The sequence below is a fragment of the Streptomyces koelreuteriae genome, from assembly GCF_018604545.1.
In the GTDB taxonomy this organism is placed as follows: Bacteria; Actinomycetota; Actinomycetes; order Streptomycetales; family Streptomycetaceae; genus Streptomyces; species Streptomyces koelreuteriae.
This window is the reverse complement of record NZ_CP075896.1, coordinates 1,988,610-2,007,167: the sequence shown is the minus strand read 5'-3', so window position 1 is coordinate 2,007,167 and position 18,558 is coordinate 1,988,610. Positions and strand designations below refer to the sequence as shown.

Here is an 18,558-nt window from a genome sequence, read left to right as displayed (position 1 = left end):
CCCTCGCCCGGGAGCGCCTACCCTTGAGCCATGACCATCAGCAGCGACCGGAGCCCGGCAGTGGATAAGCAGACATCCAGGACCTATGAAGTTCGCACCTACGGATGTCAGATGAACGTCCACGACTCGGAGCGATTGTCCGGTCTGCTGGAGGACGCGGGGTACGTGCGCGCCCCCGAGGGGTCCGACGGCGAGGCGGACGTCGTCGTCTTCAACACCTGCGCGGTGCGGGAGAACGCCGACAACAAGCTGTACGGCAACCTGGGCCACCTCGCGCCGAAGAAGGCGAGCCGCCCCGGCATGCAGATCGCGGTCGGCGGCTGTCTGGCGCAGAAGGACCGCGACACCATCGTGAAGCGGGCGCCCTGGGTGGACGTCGTCTTCGGCACGCACAACATCGGCAAGCTGCCCGTCCTGCTGGAGCGCGCCCGCGTGCAGGAAGAGGCGCAGGTCGAGATCGCCGAGTCGCTGGAGGAGTTCCCCTCGACGCTGCCGACGCGCCGCGAGAGCGCCTACGCGGCCTGGGTGTCGATCTCCGTCGGCTGCAACAACACCTGTACGTTCTGCATCGTCCCGGCCCTGCGCGGCAAGGAGAAGGACCGCCGCCCCGGCGACATCCTCGCCGAGATCGAGGCCCTGGTCGGCGAGGGCGTCTCCGAGATCACGCTGCTCGGCCAGAACGTCAACGCGTACGGCTCCGACATCGGCGACCGCGAGGCCTTCAGCAAGCTGCTGCGCGCCTGCGGGAGGATCGACGGCCTGGAGCGCGTCCGCTTCACCTCACCGCACCCGCGCGACTTCACCGACGACGTCATCGCCGCGATGGCCGAGACGCCGAATGTGATGCCGCAGCTGCACATGCCGCTGCAGTCCGGCTCGGACCCGGTCCTGAAGGCCATGCGCCGCTCCTACCGCCAGGAGCGCTTCCTCGGGATCATCGACAAGGTCCGCGCCGCCATCCCGCACGCGGCGATCAGCACCGACATCATCGTGGGCTTCCCCGGCGAGACCGAGGAGGACTTCGAGCAGACGCTGCACGTGGTGCGCGAGGCCCGCTTCGCCCAGGCCTTCACCTTCCAGTACTCCAAGCGCCCCGGCACCCCGGCCGCCGAGATGGACGGCCAGATCCCCAAGAAGGTCGTCCAGGAGCGCTACGAGCGTCTCGTCGCCCTCCAGGAGGAGATCTCCTGGGAGGAGAACAAGAAGCAGGTCGGCCGCACCCTGGAGCTGATGGTCGCCGAGGGCGAGGGCCGCAAGGACGACACCACCCACCGCCTGTCCGGCCGCGCCCCCGACAGCCGCCTCGTCCACTTCACCAAGCCGGACCAGGAGGTCCGCCCCGGTGACGTGGTGACGGTCGAGATCACCTACGCCGCCCCGCACCACCTCCTCGCCGAGGGCCCCGTGCTCGCCGTGCGCCGCACCCGCGCGGGCGACGCCTGGGAGAAGCGCAACGCCGAGAAGGCAGGCAAGCCGACCCAGCCTGCCGGCGTCCTGCTCGGCCTCCCGAAGATCGGCGTACCTGAGCCGCTCCCGGCGGCGACGAGCGGCTGCGCCCTGGACTGAGCGAGGCCTCACCGGGGGGTTTCTTGGGCGGTGTCGGGGTCGGGCTCTTGCCCTGCGGTTCCTTGGCCGGTGATCTGCCGGTCGGTCCGCCGGGCGTAGTGCCCCGGCTCGGTTCGCCGGGCGCGGGATGCGTGCGAGCGGGTTCCCGGGGTTACCCTGCCGATCATGCTTGTCGCCGCCGCTGTCTGCCCCTGCCCGCCCCTTCTGGTCCCCGAGGTCGCCGCGGGCGCCGCACCGGAGCTGGACGCCGCGCGGGCGGCCTGCACGGACGCCCTGGGTGTGCTCGCCGCGGCACGGCCCGACCGGCTCGTGGTGGTCGGTCCGCTGGGGGGCGCGGGGCCCGAGACCTACCCGGAGGGGACACGGGGCTCGTTCGGGAGCTTCGGTGTCGATCTCGACGTACGGCTGGGGTCGGCTGAGGGCGCACAGGGGGAAGCGCGGCTGCCGTACTCGCTGGCGGTGGCCGCCTGGCTGCTGGGGCGGACCGGGTGGTCCGACGCCCCGGTCGAGGGGCTCGGCGTCGGGGAATCCCTCACGACCGAGAGGTGCGCCGAGACCGGACGGGACATCGCCGCACGGGCCGAGCGGGTCGCGCTGCTGGTGATGGGGGACGCCAGTGCGTGCCGGACGCTCAAGGCCCCGGGCTATCTGGACGAACGGGCGGCGCCCTTCGACGCGGACGTCGCGCGAGCGCTCGGCGCGGCGGACCTTGCCGCCCTCACGGCGCTGGACGCAGGGCTCGCGCACGAGCTGAAGGCGTCCGGCCGGGCCCCCTGGCAGGTCCTGGCGGGTGCGGCCGAGGGCGCGGACCTCGGCGGATCACTGCTGTACGAGGACGCGCCGTACGGCGTGGGATACCTCGTGGCCACCTGGTCGTAGACCGGACGGCAGGGCACGGGAAACGGCGGACGGCCGGGAGCTCTCGTGCTCCGCGGCCGTCCGCCGTTCCCCGTGCCCGTCAGGAAGTGGGCGGTGGTCCCTCCGGCGGCGCGGTGCCGCCCGCGGTCGGCGGTGGCGTGGTGCCACCCGCCTCCCGCGGCGGTGTCGTGTCCGCCGCGTCCGGTCCGTGGTCGCCCTTGTGCGCGAGTCGGCCCATGGCGCCCTTGGCCTTGCCCGTACCCGACTGGATCTTGTCGCTGTACTTGCCCTTGGTCCTCTTGTCGACGGCATGCGCGGCCTTCTCGAGACCGTGGTGCACCTTGCCCTCGTGCCGCTGCGCGAGGTCCGAGACCTTGCCCTTGGCCGGGCCCAGCTTGGCCTTCATGTTGTCCAGGAGACCCATCGCTTCACCTTCCCTCGCGCGTGGCGGTCACGTACGGGCGCCCTCGCCGGCCTCGTTGTCGGCCGCCTTGTCGGTGGACTGCTGCTTGGGGATGTCGACGCCTTCGCCCTCGGTGGCCTCGGCGGCGGTCTCGGCACTCGCCTCGGCCGCTTCCCCGGCTCCCTCGGCCCCCTTCGCCTCCGGGGCCTCGGCCGCCTCCTCCGCCTCGGACCCGGCCTTCGCCGTGTCCGCCTGAGCCTCGGCGGCAGACGCCTCAGGCGTGGCCTTCGACCGTCGGAGAAGTCGTGCAAAAACGCCCATATCCACTCCATACGTTACTCGTGCGGGCGAAATCCCGCGTTGCCCGGTGCGTCTGTTTGCGCGACCCGGGCCACCGCCTCCGTGATCCGGCGGCAGGAACCTCGCAACGGGCAACGACCCCGGAGCTGCGCCGTCACGTAACTCGTTCGAGAGCGGGGTTCGAGGTTTGCGAGACTGTGTCGGTGAGCAGTGCACCCCCCGCCCCCCGCGTCATCGCCGTCGTCGGACCAACCGCGGCCGGAAAGTCCGATCTGGGCGTTTTCCTGGCCCAGCGTCTCGGCGGCGAGGTCGTCAACGCCGACTCCATGCAGCTCTACCGAGGGATGGACATCGGCACCGCCAAGCTGACGCCCGAGGAGCGCGGCGGCGTCCCGCACCACCTCATGGACATCTGGGACGTGACCGTCACGGCGTCCGTCGCCGAGTACCAGCGCCTCGCCCGGGAGCGGATCGAGGCGCTGCTCGCCGAGGGCCGCTGGCCGGTCCTGGTCGGCGGCTCCGGACTGTATGTGCGCGGAGCCGTCGACAAGATGGAGTTCCCCGGCACCGACCCCGAGCTCCGCGCCCGCCTGGAGGACGAACTCACGCTGCGCGGCCCGGGTGCGCTGCACGCCCGCCTGGCCGCCGCCGACCCGGAGGCCGCGCGCGCGATCCTGCCGAGCAACGGCCGCCGGGTGGTCCGGGCCCTCGAGGTGATCGAGATCACCGGCAGGCCCTTCACCGCCAACCTCCCCGGCCACGACTCCGTCTACGACACCCTCCAGATCGGCGTCGACGTGGCCCGCCCGGAGCTGCACGAGCGCATCACACAGCGGGTCGACCGCATGTGGGACGCCGGCCTCGTGGACGAGGTGCGCGCACTGGAGGCGCAGGGGTTGCGAGAAGGGCGTACGGCCTCGCGCGCACTCGGCTACCAGCAGGTCCTCGCGGCGCTTGCCGGGGAGTGCACGATCGAGGAAGCGCGGGCCGAGACCGTACGCGCCACCAAGCGCTTCGCGCGCCGTCAGGATTCATGGTTCAGGCGCGATCCCCGGGTGCACTGGTTGAGTGGGGCGGCGGCCGATCTCACAGAACTTCCGCAGCTCGCGCTGTCCTTGGTCGAACGACCGGTTACAGCCTGATCACGTCATGGCATCGGGACGCCCAGGCCGTCATCCGGGCCTCCGGCGGCGTGCCATCATCGAGCTTCGATCGACCGAGTGAGTCCTAGTTGGGAGGGCGCGTGGCGATGGAGGCCGGCCCTCGCGACACCGCACATAGCACCGATCACATCACCGCCGACCGGGATGAACCGGAGCGTTTGGACGGACCGGAGCACCGGGACGGACCCGAGCAGGAGACGGACCGTCTCAGCTCCGACGGGCCCGACGACGAGACGCAGGGTGTGACGGACGACGGCCCCGAGCCCGACGAGATGTTCGCGGAGGAGGTCGAGGTCGAGCTGCGCCCGCAGCGCCGGATGCGCATCTGGCAGCTCGCGCCCATCGTGGGCCTCGCCGCACTCGGCTCCCTGATGTTCGCCTTCCCGCTCGCCTTCGACTTCGGCGACAGCGGGGCCGTCATCGCCATGCTCGGCCTGCTGATCTGCTTCTGCGCCGCCGGCTGGGGCATGATGGCCGCCCGCCGCGTCGGCCACACCTGGCCGGGCCTCCCACCCCGAGGCTCCGGCCGCAGACCGGACTGGCGCGTCGTCCTCACCTACGCCCTGATCGTGGCCGTCGTGGTGACCCTCGCCGTCTGGCGCGTAGCAAGGCTCCGCTAGCCCGCGCCCCTTAAGGGGCGCGGGGAACTGCGCGACCAGCCACGACGCACCCGCACGGCCCCACAGCCCCGGCCCCTCCCGCGGCCCTCCCCGCGGAGCGCCCCGTACGATCGAGGAATGAGCACGCGCACGCGGATCCCCTTCCTCAAGGGCCACGGCACCGAGAACGACTTCGTGATCGTCCCGGACCCCGAGAACACCATCGACCTGCCCCCCGCCACCGTCGCCGCCCTGTGCGACCGCCGCGCGGGCATCGGCGGCGACGGACTGCTGCACGTGGTGCGCTCCGCAGCGCACCCCGAGGCAAGGCACCTGGCGGCCGAGGCGGAGTGGTTCATGGACTACCGCAACGGCGACGGCTCGATCGCGGAGATGTGCGGCAACGGCGTGCGCGTGTTCGCGCGCTACCTCCAGCGCGCCGGGCACGTGACCGAAGGGGACATCGCCGTCGCCACGCGCGGGGGCGTGAAGGCCGTGCACATCGCCAAGGAGGGTGACGTCACCGTGGGTATGGGCAGGGCGCTGCTCCCCGAGGGCGACGTCACGGTGAGCGTCGGCGAGCGGAGCTGGCCCGCGCGGAACGTCAACATGGGCAACCCGCACGCCGTCGCCTTCGTGGAGGACCTGTCCCACGCGGGCGACCTGCTCTCCCCGCCGCCCTTCAGCCCGGCCGCGGCCTACCCGGACGGTGTGAACGTCGAGTTCGTGATCGACCGTGGCCCCGGGCACGTCGCGATGCGCGTGCACGAGCGGGGTTCCGGCGAGACCCGCTCGTGCGGCACGGGCGCGTGCGCGGTCGCCGTGGCCACCGCCCGGCGCGACGGCGCCGACCCGGCGGCCACCGGCGCCCCGGCGACGTACACCGTGGACGTCCCCGGCGGCACCCTGGTGATCACCGAGCGGCCCGACGGCGAGATCGAGATGACCGGCCCGGCCGTGATCGTGGCCGAGGGTGAGATCGACTCGGCCTGGCTGGAAACCGCCACCGGCGCGTGAGCAGGAGGCGATCGGCCCGAAACAGCCGCTCGCCCTCGGCCACTCGACCCGAAACCGCCGTCAGATCCGGCCACTTGGCGGAAAACCGATCGGTAGGGTCGCGACGTAACGGGGCACAAACCTCACATTCATCCCTCGAATGGGTGATCAGTTTCACGCTCGGCGAGAGGCGGTCAGTCGGGCATGGTGGGCTCGGTAGCATCAAGCACCGGCCCGGACGGGGGACCGAAGCCGCCCCGTGAGCCGTGTCCGCCCTGGGGCACCCGTCCGCCGGTCCACGCAGCCGGAGGTGCCCATGAGTGCGGAGGCCACGAATTCCGTGACCCCAGGCCCGATGCCGGGTGCGGTGTCAGAACCGGTGACGCCGACAGCCCCGCGGAGAAAGGCCCGCCCCCGGATCGACCTGCGCCGCCTGGGCCGTGCGGCGCTCCTCGGCCCCGCCGCGCGCGACCGGCTGCCCGACGCCATCAGCCATGTGGTCGAGGCCCACCGCGCCCACCACCCCGAGGCCGACCTCGAACCCCTGCGCCACGCCTACGTCCTGGCCGAGTCCTCGCACCGCGGGCAGATGCGCAAGAGCGGCGAGCCGTACATCACGCACCCACTCGCCGTGACCCTGATCCTCGCCGAACTCGGCGCCGAGACCACGACGTTGACCGCATCCCTGCTCCACGACACCGTCGAGGACACGGACGTGACGCTCGACCAGGTCCGCGACCAGTTCGGCGAGGAGGTCCGCTACCTCGTCGACGGCGTCACCAAACTGGAGAAGGTCGACTACGGCGCCGCCGCCGAGTCCGAGACCTTTCGCAAGATGCTCGTCGCCACCGGCAACGACGTCCGCGTGATGTCGATCAAACTCGCCGACCGGCTGCACAACATGCGCACCCTCGGCGTCATGCGCCCCGAGAAACAGGAGCGCATCGCCAAGGTGACACGTGACGTGCTCATTCCGCTCGCCGAACGGCTCGGCGTCCAGGCGCTCAAGACCGAACTGGAAGACTTGGTCTTCGCGATCCTCCACCCCGAGGAGTACGCGCACACCAGAGAGCTGATCGTCCGCAACGCCGCCCGCGCGGACGACCCGCTCGCGGAGGTCGCCGACGAGGTGCGGACCGTGCTGCGCGAGGCGGACATCCCCGCCGAAGTCCTCATCCGGCCCCGCCACTTCGTCTCCGTGCACCGCGTCTCCCGCAAACGCGGCCGGCTCCGCGGCTCCGACTTCGGCCGCCTCCTGGTCCTGGTGAACGAGGACGCCGACTGCTACGGCGTCCTGGGCGAACTCCACACCTGTATGACGCCGGTGGTCTCGGAGTTCAAGGACTTCATCGCCGTACCGAAGTTCAACCTGTACCAGTCCCTGCACACGGCCGTCGCCCGGGAGAACGGGCAGGTCGTCGAAGTCCTGATCCGCACGCACCAGATGCACAAGGTCGCCGAGGCCGGAGTGGTCGCGCTCGGCAACCCCTACGCTCCGGCCCCCGAGGACCCGGCCGACGGCGAGCGCGTCGACCCCACCCGCCCCGGCTGGCTCTCCCGGCTCCTCGACTGGCAGGAGGCGGCGTCCGACCCGGACCACTTCTGGTCGACACTGCGCGAGGACCTCGCCCAGGACCGCGAGATCACCGTGTTCCGGCCCGACGGCGGCACCATCGGCCTGCCCGACGGGGCGACCTGTGTGGACGCCGCCTACGCGCAGTACGGCGAGGACGCCCACGCGTGCATCGGCGCCCGGGTAAACGGCCGCCTGGCGACGCTGAGCACCGTCCTCAAGGACGGCGACACCGTCCAGCTCCTCATGGGCCAGGACGCGGCGTCCGAGCCGTCTCGGGAGTGGCTGGAGCACGCCCACACCCCCGCGGCCCGCATCGCCATCCAGCGCTGGCTGACCGCCCACCCCGCACAGGCCGAGGCCCAGCGGAGCGAGGCCCGGCAGGACCGCCAGGCCGAGGAACGCGCGGCGGCCCCCCGGCCCGCCGGCGGCGACACCTCCGGCGCGGACGGACCGGCCCCCGAACAGACATCCGCCCGCCCCGCCACCGGCCATGTCCTCGCCGACCTCCCCGACGCGACCGTCCGGCTCGCCGGCTGTTGTACGCCGGTACCGCCCGACGAGATCACCGGCTTCTCCGTACGCGGCGGAGCGGTCACCGTGCACCGCGTCGGGTGCGCCGCCGTGGCCCGTATGAAGGACGCGGGGCGGCCGGAGGTCGGCGTGCGCTGGGGCGACACCACCGAGTGCCGGGTCACGCTCACCGCCGAATCGTTCGTCCGGCCCCATCTGCTCGCAGACCTCACCGAGGCCATGGCCCTCGAAGGCGCCGAGATCGTCTCCGCGACCGTCGAGCCCCCGACCCAGCAGCAGGTGCGGCACACGTACACCGTGCAACTCCCGGACGCGGCCCGGCTGCCCGCCCTCATGCGCGCGATGCGCGACGTGGCCGGGGTGTACGACGTCAGCCGGGCGCAGCCGCAGCCGCAGGGCGGCTGACCAGGTACGGACGGACGGCCGGGCGGGTGAGCCCCGGGCGGGCCGGACGCGCGCCGTCCCCACCGCGCTCGCCTGCGCTGATAGCCGTGGGGCATGCTCCTCACCCCCCAGATCCAGGCCCCCCGTTCGCGCCGTCGGAGAACTGCGGCGGCCCTGCTCGCCTCGGCCGTCTCCGTCTGCCTCGTCGCCGCGAGTGCCCCCGCCGTGCCGCTCGGCGTCGGCGACCGCCTCTTCCCGTACCTGGGCAACCCCGGCTACGACGTGGCGTCGTACGACCTCTCGTTCACCTATTCCGGCAGCAACAGCCGGCCGCTGCGGGCCGTCACGACCATCAAGGCCCGGACGACCGCCGACCTGGACCGCGTCAATCTCGACTTCGCCCACGGCACGGTCGACTCGGTCGAGGTCGACGGTGAGCCCGCCGCGTTCAGCGCCGCCGGCGAGGACCTGGTGATCACGCCCCAGGAAGCCGTGCCCAGCGGCGACTGGATGCGCATCACCGTGCGGCACACCAGCGACCCCGTGTCCGCCAAGGGCCTCGAGAGCGGCTGGGTACGCACCACGGACGGGCTCGCCATGGCCAACCAGGCCGATGCCGCGCACCGGGTGTTCCCCTCCAACGACCACCCCTCCGACAAGGCGATGTTCACCATCCGGGTCACCGCGCCCAAGGGCCTCACGGCCGTCGCCAACGGCCTGCCGGCCGGTGTGGCCAAGACCGACGGCTCGACCACGTGGACCTACCGCACCCATCACCCCATGGCCACCGAGCTCACCCAGGTCTCCATCGGCCGCTCCACCGTGCTGCACCGCACCGGCCCCCACAGGCTGCCCCTGCGGGACGTCGTACCGACCCGGGACCGCAAGGTGCTCGAACCCTGGCTGCGGAAGACCCCCGCCCAGATGGCCTGGATGGAGAGGAAGCTCGGCCGCTACCCCTTCGAGACGTACGGCATGCTCGTGGCGGACGCCTCCACCGGCTTCGAACTCGAGACCCAGACGCTCTCCCTCTTCGAGCGGGAGCTCTTCACGCAGTCCGCCTACCCGGAGTGGTACGTCGAGTCGATCATGGTCCATGAGCTGGCCCACCAATGGTTCGGCGACAGCGTCAGCCCCCGCACCTGGTCGGACCTGTGGCTCAACGAGGGATACGCCACCTGGTACGAGGCGCTGTACGCCGAGGCGCGGGGCGGCAAGCCGCTGCGGGACCGGATGAAGGCCGCATACGCCTCCTCCGACGGCTGGCGGACGGTCGGCGGCCCGCCGGCCGCCCCGAAGGTCCCCGAGCCCGGCCGCAAGACCGGCATCTTCCGGCACAACGTGTACGAGGGCGCGGCGCTCGTCCTGTACGCCCTGCGCCAGGAGATCGGCAGCCCGGCCTTCGACCGCCTGCAGCGCGCCTGGGTGGGCCGCCACCAGGACGGCACGGCCTCGACGGCGGACTACGTCCGGCTCGCCGCCGAGATCTCCGGGCGCGACCTGAACGGCTTCTTCAAGAGCTGGCTCTACGGCGAGAAGACCCCGCCGATGCCGGGCCACCCCGACTGGAAGCCTCGGACGCAGGCGCAACCAGGGACGCCGGCGAAGCAGAGCGCCCCCGCGAAGCAGGCCGCGCCCGCCCCGGGAGCCGCCCGATAACACGGTGACGAGACGCCCCGTGCCGTGCGACTATCGACGAGTCGGCGCGGCACGGAGCGCCGGGAATCTCCCGGAGTGCTCGTGCGTTCTGAACAATGAACGGCTTCCCAGCTACGTAAGGATCCAATGACCTCCTCTTCTTCCCCTTCCCAGGACACCAAGCGCTTCACCCAGAGCCACTCCGAGGGTCTTCGGGCCGATGCCCTGATGGAAGAGGACGTCGCCTGGAGCCACGAGATCGACGGAGAGCGGGACGGCGACCAGTTCGACCGCTCCGACCGCGCGGCCCTGCGTCGTGTGGTGGGCCTCTCCACCGAGCTCGAGGACGTCACCGAGGTCGAGTACCGCCAGCTCCGCCTGGAGCGGGTCGTCCTCGTGGGCGTCTGGACGTCGGGAACCATCGAGGACGCGGACAACTCCCTCGCGGAGCTCGCCGCACTCGCGGAGACGGCGGGCGCGCTCGTGCTCGACGGTGTCACCCAGCGCCGCGACAAGCCCGACGCGGCCACCTACATCGGCTCCGGCAAGGCCCAGGAGCTGCGGGACATCGTCCTCGAGTCCGGCGCGGACACCGTCATCTGCGACGGTGAGCTCAGCCCGGGCCAGCTCATCCACCTCGAGGACGTCGTCAAGGTCAAGGTCATCGACCGTACGGCCCTGATCCTGGACATCTTCGCCCAGCACGCCAAGTCCCGAGAGGGCAAGGCGCAGGTCGCGCTCGCGCAGATGCAGTACATGCTGCCGAGGCTGCGCGGCTGGGGTCAGTCGCTGTCCCGGCAGATGGGCGGCGGCAAGGGCGGCGGCCTCGCCACCCGTGGTCCCGGTGAGACCAAGATCGAGACGGACCGGCGGCGGATCCGCGAGAAGATGGCGAAGATGCGCCGGGAGATCGCGGAGATGAAGACCGGCCGCGAGATCAAGCGCCAGGAGCGCAAGCGCAACAAGGTGCCCTCGGTCGCCATCGCGGGCTACACCAACGCCGGCAAGTCCTCGCTGCTCAACCGCCTCACGGGCGCGGGCGTGCTGGTGGAGAACGCCCTGTTCGCGACCCTCGACCCGACCGTGCGCCGGGCCGAGACCCCGAGCGGACGGCTGTACACGCTGGCCGACACCGTCGGCTTCGTCCGCCATCTGCCGCACCACCTGGTCGAGGCGTTCCGCTCCACGATGGAGGAGGTCGGCGAGTCCGACATGATCCTGCACGTGGTGGACGGTTCGCACCCGAACCCGGAGGAGCAGCTGGCCGCCGTGCGCGAGGTGATCAGGGACGTCGGAGCCACCGGCGTACCCGAGATCGTCGTGATCAACAAGGCCGACGCGGCCGACCCGCTGACCCTGCAGCGGCTGCTGCGCGTCGAGAAGCGGTCCATCGCCGTCTCGGCCCGCACCGGCCAGGGCATCGACACGCTGCTCGCGCTCATCGACAACGAGCTCCCGCGCCCCTCGGTCGAGGTCGAGGCGCTCGTGCCGTACACGCACGGCAAGCTGGTCGCCCGCGCCCACGACGAGGGCGAGGTGATCTCCGAGGAGCACACCCCGGAGGGCACCCTGCTCAAGGTGCGGGTGCACGAGGAACTGGCGGCGGAGCTCACGCCGTACGCTCCGGCACCGGCAATCTGACGCAAGCGCGCAAGCACACACACCGAAGGCCCGCCCCCTGTCCGCAGGGAGCGGGCCTTCGGCGTGCTTCGGTCAGCGACCGCCGTATGTCTTGCTCATGTTCTGGTAGAGCGCCTCGGCGTCGCGGCCGAGCTGCGGGCCCGCCAGCCAGGAGTTGTCGGCCGGGCCGATCGAGGTGTTGGACACCAGCACGGACTTGCCGTCTCGCACCCGGAACCAGCCGCCGCCGGACGAACCGCCGGTCATGGTGCAGCCGATGCGGTGCATCGTCGGCAGCGACGGGCTGAGCGAGAACCGGCCGGGGACGTCGACGCACTTGAACATCTTCAGGCCGTTGTAGGGCGGCGCGGCCGGGTAGCCCCAGGCGCCCATCTTGCGCGCCTCGGCTGCGGAGGGGGCGGAGAAGTCCACGTCCAGCGCGGCGCCGACCGTCTCCTCCAGGGACTTGCCGCCCCGCTCGGGCTTCACATGCAGCACGGCGTAGTCGTACGCGGCGCCCTCGCCGCCGGTCTCCGAGCCGCCCTTGATCCACTGGTTCGAGGTCGAGGCCCAGTCCGCCCACCAGTTGCCGTACGGGGCGATCTCGGCCGGGTTCGCGTTGGTCAGCTCCGCCTCGGACTTGCCGTAGTCGTTGTAGGCGGGGACGAAGGTGATGTTGCGGTACCAGCCGCCGTCGCCGCCGGCGTGCACGCAGTGGCCCGCCGTCCACACCAGGTTGGACTTGCCCGGGTGGTTGACGTCCTTGACGACCGTGCCGGAGCAGACGGCCGGGCCGTCGGGGGAGTCGAAGAAGACCTTGCCGACCGGCGCGGCGTTCCGGTGGTACGGCGTCTTCTCCGCCTGCGCCCGCACGGGCGCCGGGTCCGGGTCGCTGACGCCCTGACCGGCCGACGCGTCCTTCGTGGTGACCGTCTTGTCGGCCTCCTTCGCGGACTGCATCCGGTCCGGCTTCCAGAGCCCCTCGATCACCGGGTTGACGAAGTCCTTGGCGTCACTGAGCCACTTGTCCTTGTCCCAGTCCTTCCAGCCCCCGTCCTTCCACCGGTCGGCGTCGATCCCGTGCTCCTCGAGCTTGCCGGCGAGTTCGGCCGGGATCCGGACCTTGCCGCCGCCGTCCGCGGCCTGCGAGGTGGTGGCGTCGGGCTTGTCGCTCGCCGAGTCCGCCGAACCGGCACAGGCGGTGGCCGTGAGTGCCAGGGCGGCGACGAGCCCGGTGGCGGCGAGGACGGTGCGCCGCCCGCGCCTCGGTGCCGCGGGCGTACGTGTGGAACGCATGGTGCGATGACCCCCGTTGGTACGTGCTGTGCGTGTCTGCGCGTGCTGAGTGCGTGCTCAGGTGCTGCGTGTGAATGTCATGGGCTTGTCACGCAGAGGCCCTTGATGTGGCCTGCGATGCGTGACACCCCACTATGCCCGGGGAGTTGGGTGCGAACGGCGGTGGGCCGGTGAAGGTTTCCGTGATCCCCGGCCCCACCACCGCGCTGATCGGCCTGCCGTCAGCGGCCCGCGAACTTCTCGCTCACCGAGTCGTACACGCCCTTGGCCTCTGCGCCCAGGCGCGGTCCGGCCAGCCAGCCCGACGTCACCGGGCCGATGGAGGTGTTCGACACCAGCGCCGGCTTGCCGTCCGGCCCCGGCGCGACCCAGCCGCCGCCCGACGAACCGCCGGTCATGGTGCAGCCGATGCGGTACATCGTCGGATCCGACGCCGCGATCGACAGCCGGCCCGGCCGGTCCTGGCACCGGAACAGCTTCTGCCCGTCGAACGGCGGCGCGGCCGGGTAGCCGATCGCCGTGACGCTCTTCGTCTTCGGTACGGCGGGAGCCTTGAAGTCGACCGGCAGCGCCGAACCGACCATCTCCTCCAGCGACTTGCCGCCGCTGCCCTTCTCCGGCGTCACATGGATCACCGCGAAGTCGTACGGAGCGCCGTCCCCGCCCGTCGAACCGCCCTGCTCGATCCATTGGCCCGAGGTCTGCGCCCAGTCGCCCCACCAGACACCGTAGGGAGCGACGTCCTCCCGGGTGGCGTTCTCCAGCTCCGCGACCGGCTTGCCGTCGTCGTTGTACGACGGCACGAACGCGATGTTGCGGTACCAGCCGCCCTTCTTGCCCGCGTGCACGCAGTGGCCCGCCGTCCACACCAGGTTGGACTTGCCCGGGTGGGCGGGGTCCTTCACCACCGTCGCCGAGCAGACGGCCGATCCCTTGGGGGAGTCGAAGAACACCTTCCCGGCCGTGGGGACGTTGGCGTGGTAGGACGGCGGCACGGCCTGCGCCTCGACGGGCTCGGGCGTGGGGTCGGTGACGCCCTGGTCACCGGAGAGGTCGCTGTCGTCCACGCCCTGGTCGGGCTCCTCGGCCTCCCGCATACGGTCGGGGTCCCAGAGGCCTTCGATGATCGGGTTGATGTACTCGTTGGCCTCGCGCAGCCAGTCGTCCCGGTCCCAGTTCTTCCAGGCGCCGTTCTTCCACTTGTCGACGTCGATCCCGTGCTCGCGGAGCCGGTCCCTGATGTCGTCCGGGATCTTGAGCTTGCCGTCGTCGGAGGCGGAGGCGGAGGCGGCTGCGGACGCGGAGGCCTCACCGCCCGCCGCGGCGTCGCCAGACTCGCAGGCGGTGGCGGTCAGCACGAGCGCAGAGACGAGGGCGGCGGCCAGCACGGGGGAGTTCCTGCGGCGCGTCCACCCCCTTCGGCTGGTGGTGGACGACGGCCGTATGGATCGCATGATCTGACTCCCCCTGATGTGAACGAACTTGGACGAACCGGCTCCTCGGGCGCGGTGTCCGCCGAACTCACGGGGAGTTCGGGCCGGCCGCCCGGCACCCGGGAACGGCACCACACACTATGCGGTGGCTGTGGGGGCGGCCCGACGGAACCGCAACAGTTCCGTCACGGAAAGGATCTTGAAGCAACCCGTAACCCGGTGAGCGGTCGGGGGTTGGTAGCGGTGGGGGGTCTGCTGTCTGTGTGCGGTCCTCCGTGCCCGTGCGCAGTGGGAGGTCGGGGAAGTCGTGGCGGAATCCACCCGTGGGGGATGTGCGTCAGAGGAGGCCGCTGTGGGGCGTACGCCGGTGAGAACCCTCCCCGTTGGTGCGGTCGACGACACCACGGCACCGGGAACGCGCGTCGCGCAGGAGGGGATCCTCCGCCGCCAGTCCGCGCGCGAGTCCGCGGCCCGGACCTATGCTCGGGCCCTGCCGATCGTCCCGGTGCGGGCGCGAGGGCTGACCATCGAGGGCGCGGACGGCCGCCGCTACCTCGACTGCCTCTCGGGCGCCGGCGATCTCGCGCTCGGACACAACCACCCCGTCGTCCTGGAGGCCATCCGCAGGGTCCTCGACTCCGGCGCGCCCCTGAACGTCCTCGACCTGGCCACCCCCGTCAAGGACGCCTTCATCACCGAGTTGTTCCACACCCTGCCCCCAGGACTCGCCGACCGGGCCCGAGTGCGCTTCTGCGGACCGGCCGGCAGCGACGCCGTGGAAACCGCCTGCGAACTCGTCCGCGCGGCGACCGGGCGTACCGGCCTCATCACGTTCACCGCCGCCTGCCACGCAAAGCCCGCCGGGCCGCCCGACGCGCCCACCGTCGTACGGGCCATCCGCCTGCCCTATCCGCAGGACTACCGCTGCCCGTTCGGCGTCGGCGGCGAGGCCGGGGCCGACCTCGCCGCCCGCTGGACCGAGTCCGTGCTCGACGACCCCGGGTCGGGCGTGCCACTCCCCGCCGGGATGATCGTCGAGCCCGTCCAGGGCGAGGGCGGGGTGATCCCCGCAACGGACGTCTGGCTCCGGCGCATGCGGCAGCTCACGGCTGAACGCTCCGTCCCCCTGATCGTCGACGAGACCCAGACGGGCGTCGGGCGGACCGGCGCCTTCTGGGCGGTGGAACACAGCGGAGTGACCCCCGACGTGATGGTCCTCTCCAAGGCCATCGGAGGCAGCCTGCCGCTGGCCGTCGTCGTCCACCGCGACGATCTTGACATCGGCGAATCCGGCGCCCCCACCGGCACCTTCCGCGGCAACCAGCTCGCCATGGCCGCCGGCACGGCGACCCTCGCCCACGTCCGGGAGAACCACCTCGCCGAGCGCGCGGCGACTCTCGGCGCGCGCATGCTGCACCAACTCCGCGGCCTGGCAGCGGACTTTCCCTGCGTGGGGGATGTGCGGGGGAGGGGGCTGATGATCGGGGTGGAGTTTGTGAATCCCGAGGGGGAGGCGGCCGAGGACGCAGGTGCAGCCGGTGCGGCCGGTGCAGCTGGGGAAGTTGGGGGAGTCGGAGGGTTTGGGGGATTCGGCCGGGGTCCCGGTGGAGTGGTAGGTGGTGACTGGATCGGCGGGGGGACTGGCGGACGCCGCCGGGACGACGCCGTGGAGGCATCCGCCGTTTCCGTTTCGGGCGCGTCGGTGGTGCCGGACCGAGCACGTCGTCCCCTCCCCGCCGCCCCCGAACTGGCCGCCGCGGTCCAGCGGGAGTGCCTGCGACGCGGCCTCATCGTCGGACTCGGCGGCCGTCACGCGAGCGTCGTACGACTGCTGCCACCGCTAACGATCACCGACGAACAGGCCGCCGCGGTCCTGGACCGCTTGGCCGATGCCGTCCGAGCAGCCGCTCGATGCCCTGGGGGCGCGGCAGCGGCGCCGTCTACGCCGTGAGCCTTCTGGCTCTCACCAGTGAGCTGAGTGGAACCCCTCGGCTCGCACCCCCGACCCCACGCCCCTGCCCCCCCACGAGGTGCCCGTGTTGAACGCCATCCCCGACTCCGACGAACATGCCACGATGCGGGCAGAAGGTTCCGTCCATGCCCGGCTGTCGGGCGCGTCCGTGGAGTCGGCGGTCCCTGCGCAGAGGCCCGAGGCACCGTCCGCCGAGGGGCGGAACGCCGGACCTGCCACCGACCTCCTGGACCATCCGGACCCGCACATCGCCGCCCAGGCAGCCGCCGTGGAGAACCTGCTGCGCTGCTGGGTGCGCGAGACCGACCAGCCCGCCCCCGCCGACGGGATCCTCCGCATCCCCCTTCCCGCCAGCGGCACGGCCCTTCTCGCCCCGGTCCGCTACTGGTCCCCGACCGGCTGGCACCGCTTCGGCCTGCCACAACTGGCCCACGCCCCCGACCACGCCCCGCCGGCCGACGCCGTCACGGTCGCAGCCCTGCTCACCAGAGAGACGTTCGCGGGAAGCGCCGACATGAGCCCCGGCCCTGGCATTGGCCCCGGGCCCGGGCCCGGCTCCGGCGTCAACCCTGGCATCGGCCTCTGCGTCGACCCCGGCATCGGCCCCGCCTTGGGCTCCGGCCTCACCGGCGGACCCGCCTCCAGCGTTGGTGCCGGTGCCGGTGCCCGTGCTGTTGCCGCTGCCGGCGAAGGCCCCGGCGGCATCGAGCTGGTCGCCGGTGTCGCCGACTCCCTCCGCCGTGTCGCCGCCTTCCTCAGCGATCGCCGGAACCATCCGGCCGACGGCCCTGGTCTCTTCCTCGCCGCAGAGCAGGCACTCCTCCTCGGACACCCCTGGCATCCGTCCCCGAAGAGCCGCGAGGGCCTCTCCGATACCGAAGCCCGGCTCTACTCACCCGAGCTGCGCGGCTCCTTCCCTCTGCACTGGCTGGCTGTCGCTCCCTCCCTCCTCGCCACCGACTCCGCGTGGACCGAACGCGGTCGCCCCGTCCCCGCCGCCCGGCTCACCACACGCCTGGCCGGGACCGGACTGTCTCTGCCGGACGGATACGCCCTGCTGCCCCTGCACCCCTGGCAAGCGTGCGAGGTCCGGCACCGACCTGAGACGGCTGCCCTGCTGGACGCAGGACTGCTCCGCGACCTCGGCACTCATGGCACCCCCTGGCAGCCCACCTCCTCCGTTCGAACCGTCTACCGCTCCGATGCCCCCGCGATGCTCAAGCTGTCGCTCGGCCTGCGCATCACCAACTCCCGCCGCGAGAACCTCCGCAAGGAACTCCACCGGGGCGTCGAGGTCCACCGCCTGCTCCGCAGCGGACTCGCGCAGCAGTGGCATGCCGCGCACCCGGGCTTCGACATCGTGCGCGACCCGGCCTGGCTGGCTGTCGACGATCCCGACGGTGCCCCGTTGCCCGGGCTGGACGTGGTGATCCGCCACAACCCGTTCACCTCCTCCGACGACGTTTCCTGCGTGGCCGGACTCGTCTCGCCACGCCCGGGTTCGCCGACCCGGCCCGGGACCAGTCCGGACCGCCCGGAGGACCATCGCCCAGTACTTCGGTCCAGGCTTGCCGAGGTCGTCACGCGTCTCGCCCGCCGGACCGGCCGACCGCAGGGAGCCGTGGCCGCCGAGTGGTTCCTGCGCTACCTCCAGCACGTAGTGCGCCCCGTCCTGTGGCTCGACTCCGAGGCCGGTATCGCTCTGGAAGCGCACCAGCAGAACACCCTGCTTCTGCTGGACGCCGAGGGCTGGCCCGCGGGCGGCCGCTACCGAGACAACCAGGGCTACTACTTCCGCGAGTCCCGGCGCGCGGAGCTCGATGCCCGGCTGCCCGGTATCGGAGAGCGGAGCGACACGTTCGTCCGTGACGAGGTCGCCGACGAGCGCTTCGCGTACTACCTGGCCGTCAACAACGTCCTCGGCCTCATCGGCGCGTTCGGCTCCCAGGGACTGGCCGATGAGCGGCTGCTGCTCGCCGCCTTCCGCCGTTTCCTCGGAAGCGTCGCAGCCGGCCCGGGTCGGCTGCGCACACCGCTGCCCGCCCGCCTGCTCGACTCACCGGTGCTGCGCTGCAAAGCCAACCTGCTGACCCGGCTGCACGGCCTCGACGAACTCGTCGGCCCGGTCGACACCCAGTCCGTCTACGTCACCATCGCCAACCCCCTGCACTCCTGACCACCCCGAGCGTCTCTGATCACAACCGACCTCCTTCATTCCTGAGG

The 18,558-nt window shown here is 71.8% G+C and carries 14 protein-coding genes; 10 read left to right on the top strand and 4 right to left on the bottom strand.

Annotation, left to right across the window (positions count from 1 at the left end; all coding sequences use genetic code 11):
* The first annotated feature begins 30 nt into the window (after positions 1 to 30).
* Positions 31 to 1,566, top strand: coding sequence for a tRNA (N6-isopentenyl adenosine(37)-C2)-methylthiotransferase MiaB (miaB, locus tag KJK29_RS08765; protein ID WP_215118150.1), 1,536 nt, complete (start codon positions 31 to 33; stop codon positions 1,564 to 1,566).
* 165 nt (positions 1,567 to 1,731) lie between these two features.
* A complete protein-coding gene (locus tag KJK29_RS08760; RefSeq protein WP_215118149.1) occupies positions 1,732 to 2,445 on the top strand; it encodes a class III extradiol dioxygenase subunit B-like domain-containing protein in 714 nt (237 codons plus the stop codon).
* Between the two features lie 79 nt (positions 2,446 to 2,524).
* On the opposite strand, the gene KJK29_RS08755 is transcribed toward KJK29_RS08760, so the two are convergent.
* Positions 2,525 to 2,848, bottom strand: coding sequence for an antitoxin (locus tag KJK29_RS08755; RefSeq protein ID WP_215118148.1), 324 nt, complete (start codon positions 2,846 to 2,848; stop codon positions 2,525 to 2,527).
* A gap of 27 nt (positions 2,849 to 2,875) precedes the next feature.
* Entirely contained in the window at positions 2,876 to 3,148 is a 273-nt protein-coding gene (locus KJK29_RS08750) for a hypothetical protein (protein WP_215118147.1), read from the bottom strand.
* A gap of 182 nt (positions 3,149 to 3,330) precedes the next feature.
* Here KJK29_RS08750 and miaA point away from each other — a divergent pair, with 182 nt between their 5' ends.
* From miaA to hflX, 6 genes are all read left to right on the top strand, one after another.
* Positions 3,331 to 4,269, top strand: a complete 939-nt coding sequence (gene miaA, locus KJK29_RS08745; RefSeq protein WP_215118146.1) for a tRNA (adenosine(37)-N6)-dimethylallyltransferase MiaA — start codon at positions 3,331 to 3,333, stop codon at positions 4,267 to 4,269.
* Positions 4,270 to 4,376: 107 nt separating this feature from the next.
* Positions 4,377 to 4,910 (top strand): hypothetical protein, encoded by a 534-nt coding sequence (locus KJK29_RS08740; protein WP_215124209.1) that lies wholly within the window; start codon positions 4,377 to 4,379, stop codon positions 4,908 to 4,910.
* Positions 4,911 to 5,027: 117 nt separating this feature from the next.
* Positions 5,028 to 5,906: a diaminopimelate epimerase gene (gene dapF, locus KJK29_RS08735; protein WP_215118145.1), complete on the top strand. Its 879-nt coding sequence runs from the start codon at positions 5,028 to 5,030 to the stop codon at positions 5,904 to 5,906.
* Between the two features lie 295 nt (positions 5,907 to 6,201).
* Entirely contained in the window at positions 6,202 to 8,397 is a 2,196-nt protein-coding gene (locus KJK29_RS08730) for a RelA/SpoT family protein (RefSeq protein WP_215118144.1), read from the top strand.
* Positions 8,398 to 8,490: 93 nt separating this feature from the next.
* The gene (locus KJK29_RS08725; RefSeq protein WP_215118143.1) at positions 8,491 to 10,035 is read left to right on the top strand and encodes a M1 family metallopeptidase; all 1,545 of its coding nucleotides are present in this window, start codon (positions 8,491 to 8,493) and stop codon (positions 10,033 to 10,035) included.
* A 126-nt stretch (positions 10,036 to 10,161) separates the two neighbouring features.
* Complete coding sequence (hflX, locus tag KJK29_RS08720) at positions 10,162 to 11,655, top strand: GTPase HflX (protein WP_215118142.1); 1,494 nt, start codon at positions 10,162 to 10,164, stop codon at positions 11,653 to 11,655.
* Positions 11,656 to 11,727: 72 nt separating this feature from the next.
* Here hflX and KJK29_RS08715 read toward each other — a convergent pair whose 3' ends face one another.
* Both KJK29_RS08715 and KJK29_RS08710 read right to left on the bottom strand, forming a co-directional pair.
* On the bottom strand, positions 11,728 to 12,930 hold the full coding sequence (locus KJK29_RS08715; protein WP_215118141.1) for a trypsin-like serine peptidase: 1,203 nt from the start codon (positions 12,928 to 12,930) through the stop codon (positions 11,728 to 11,730).
* A gap of 221 nt (positions 12,931 to 13,151) precedes the next feature.
* The gene (locus KJK29_RS08710; protein WP_215118140.1) at positions 13,152 to 14,384 is read right to left on the bottom strand and encodes a trypsin-like serine peptidase; all 1,233 of its coding nucleotides are present in this window, start codon (positions 14,382 to 14,384) and stop codon (positions 13,152 to 13,154) included.
* Between the two features lie 346 nt (positions 14,385 to 14,730).
* On the opposite strand from KJK29_RS08710, the gene KJK29_RS08705 reads away from it, so the two are divergent.
* Both KJK29_RS08705 and KJK29_RS08700 read left to right on the top strand, forming a co-directional pair.
* Entirely contained in the window at positions 14,731 to 16,314 is a 1,584-nt protein-coding gene (locus tag KJK29_RS08705) for an aminotransferase class III-fold pyridoxal phosphate-dependent enzyme (protein WP_370869195.1), read from the top strand.
* A gap of 124 nt (positions 16,315 to 16,438) precedes the next feature.
* Positions 16,439 to 18,511: an IucA/IucC family protein gene (locus KJK29_RS08700; protein ID WP_215118139.1), complete on the top strand. Its 2,073-nt coding sequence runs from the start codon at positions 16,439 to 16,441 to the stop codon at positions 18,509 to 18,511.
* The last annotated feature ends 47 nt before the right edge of the window (positions 18,512 to 18,558 follow it).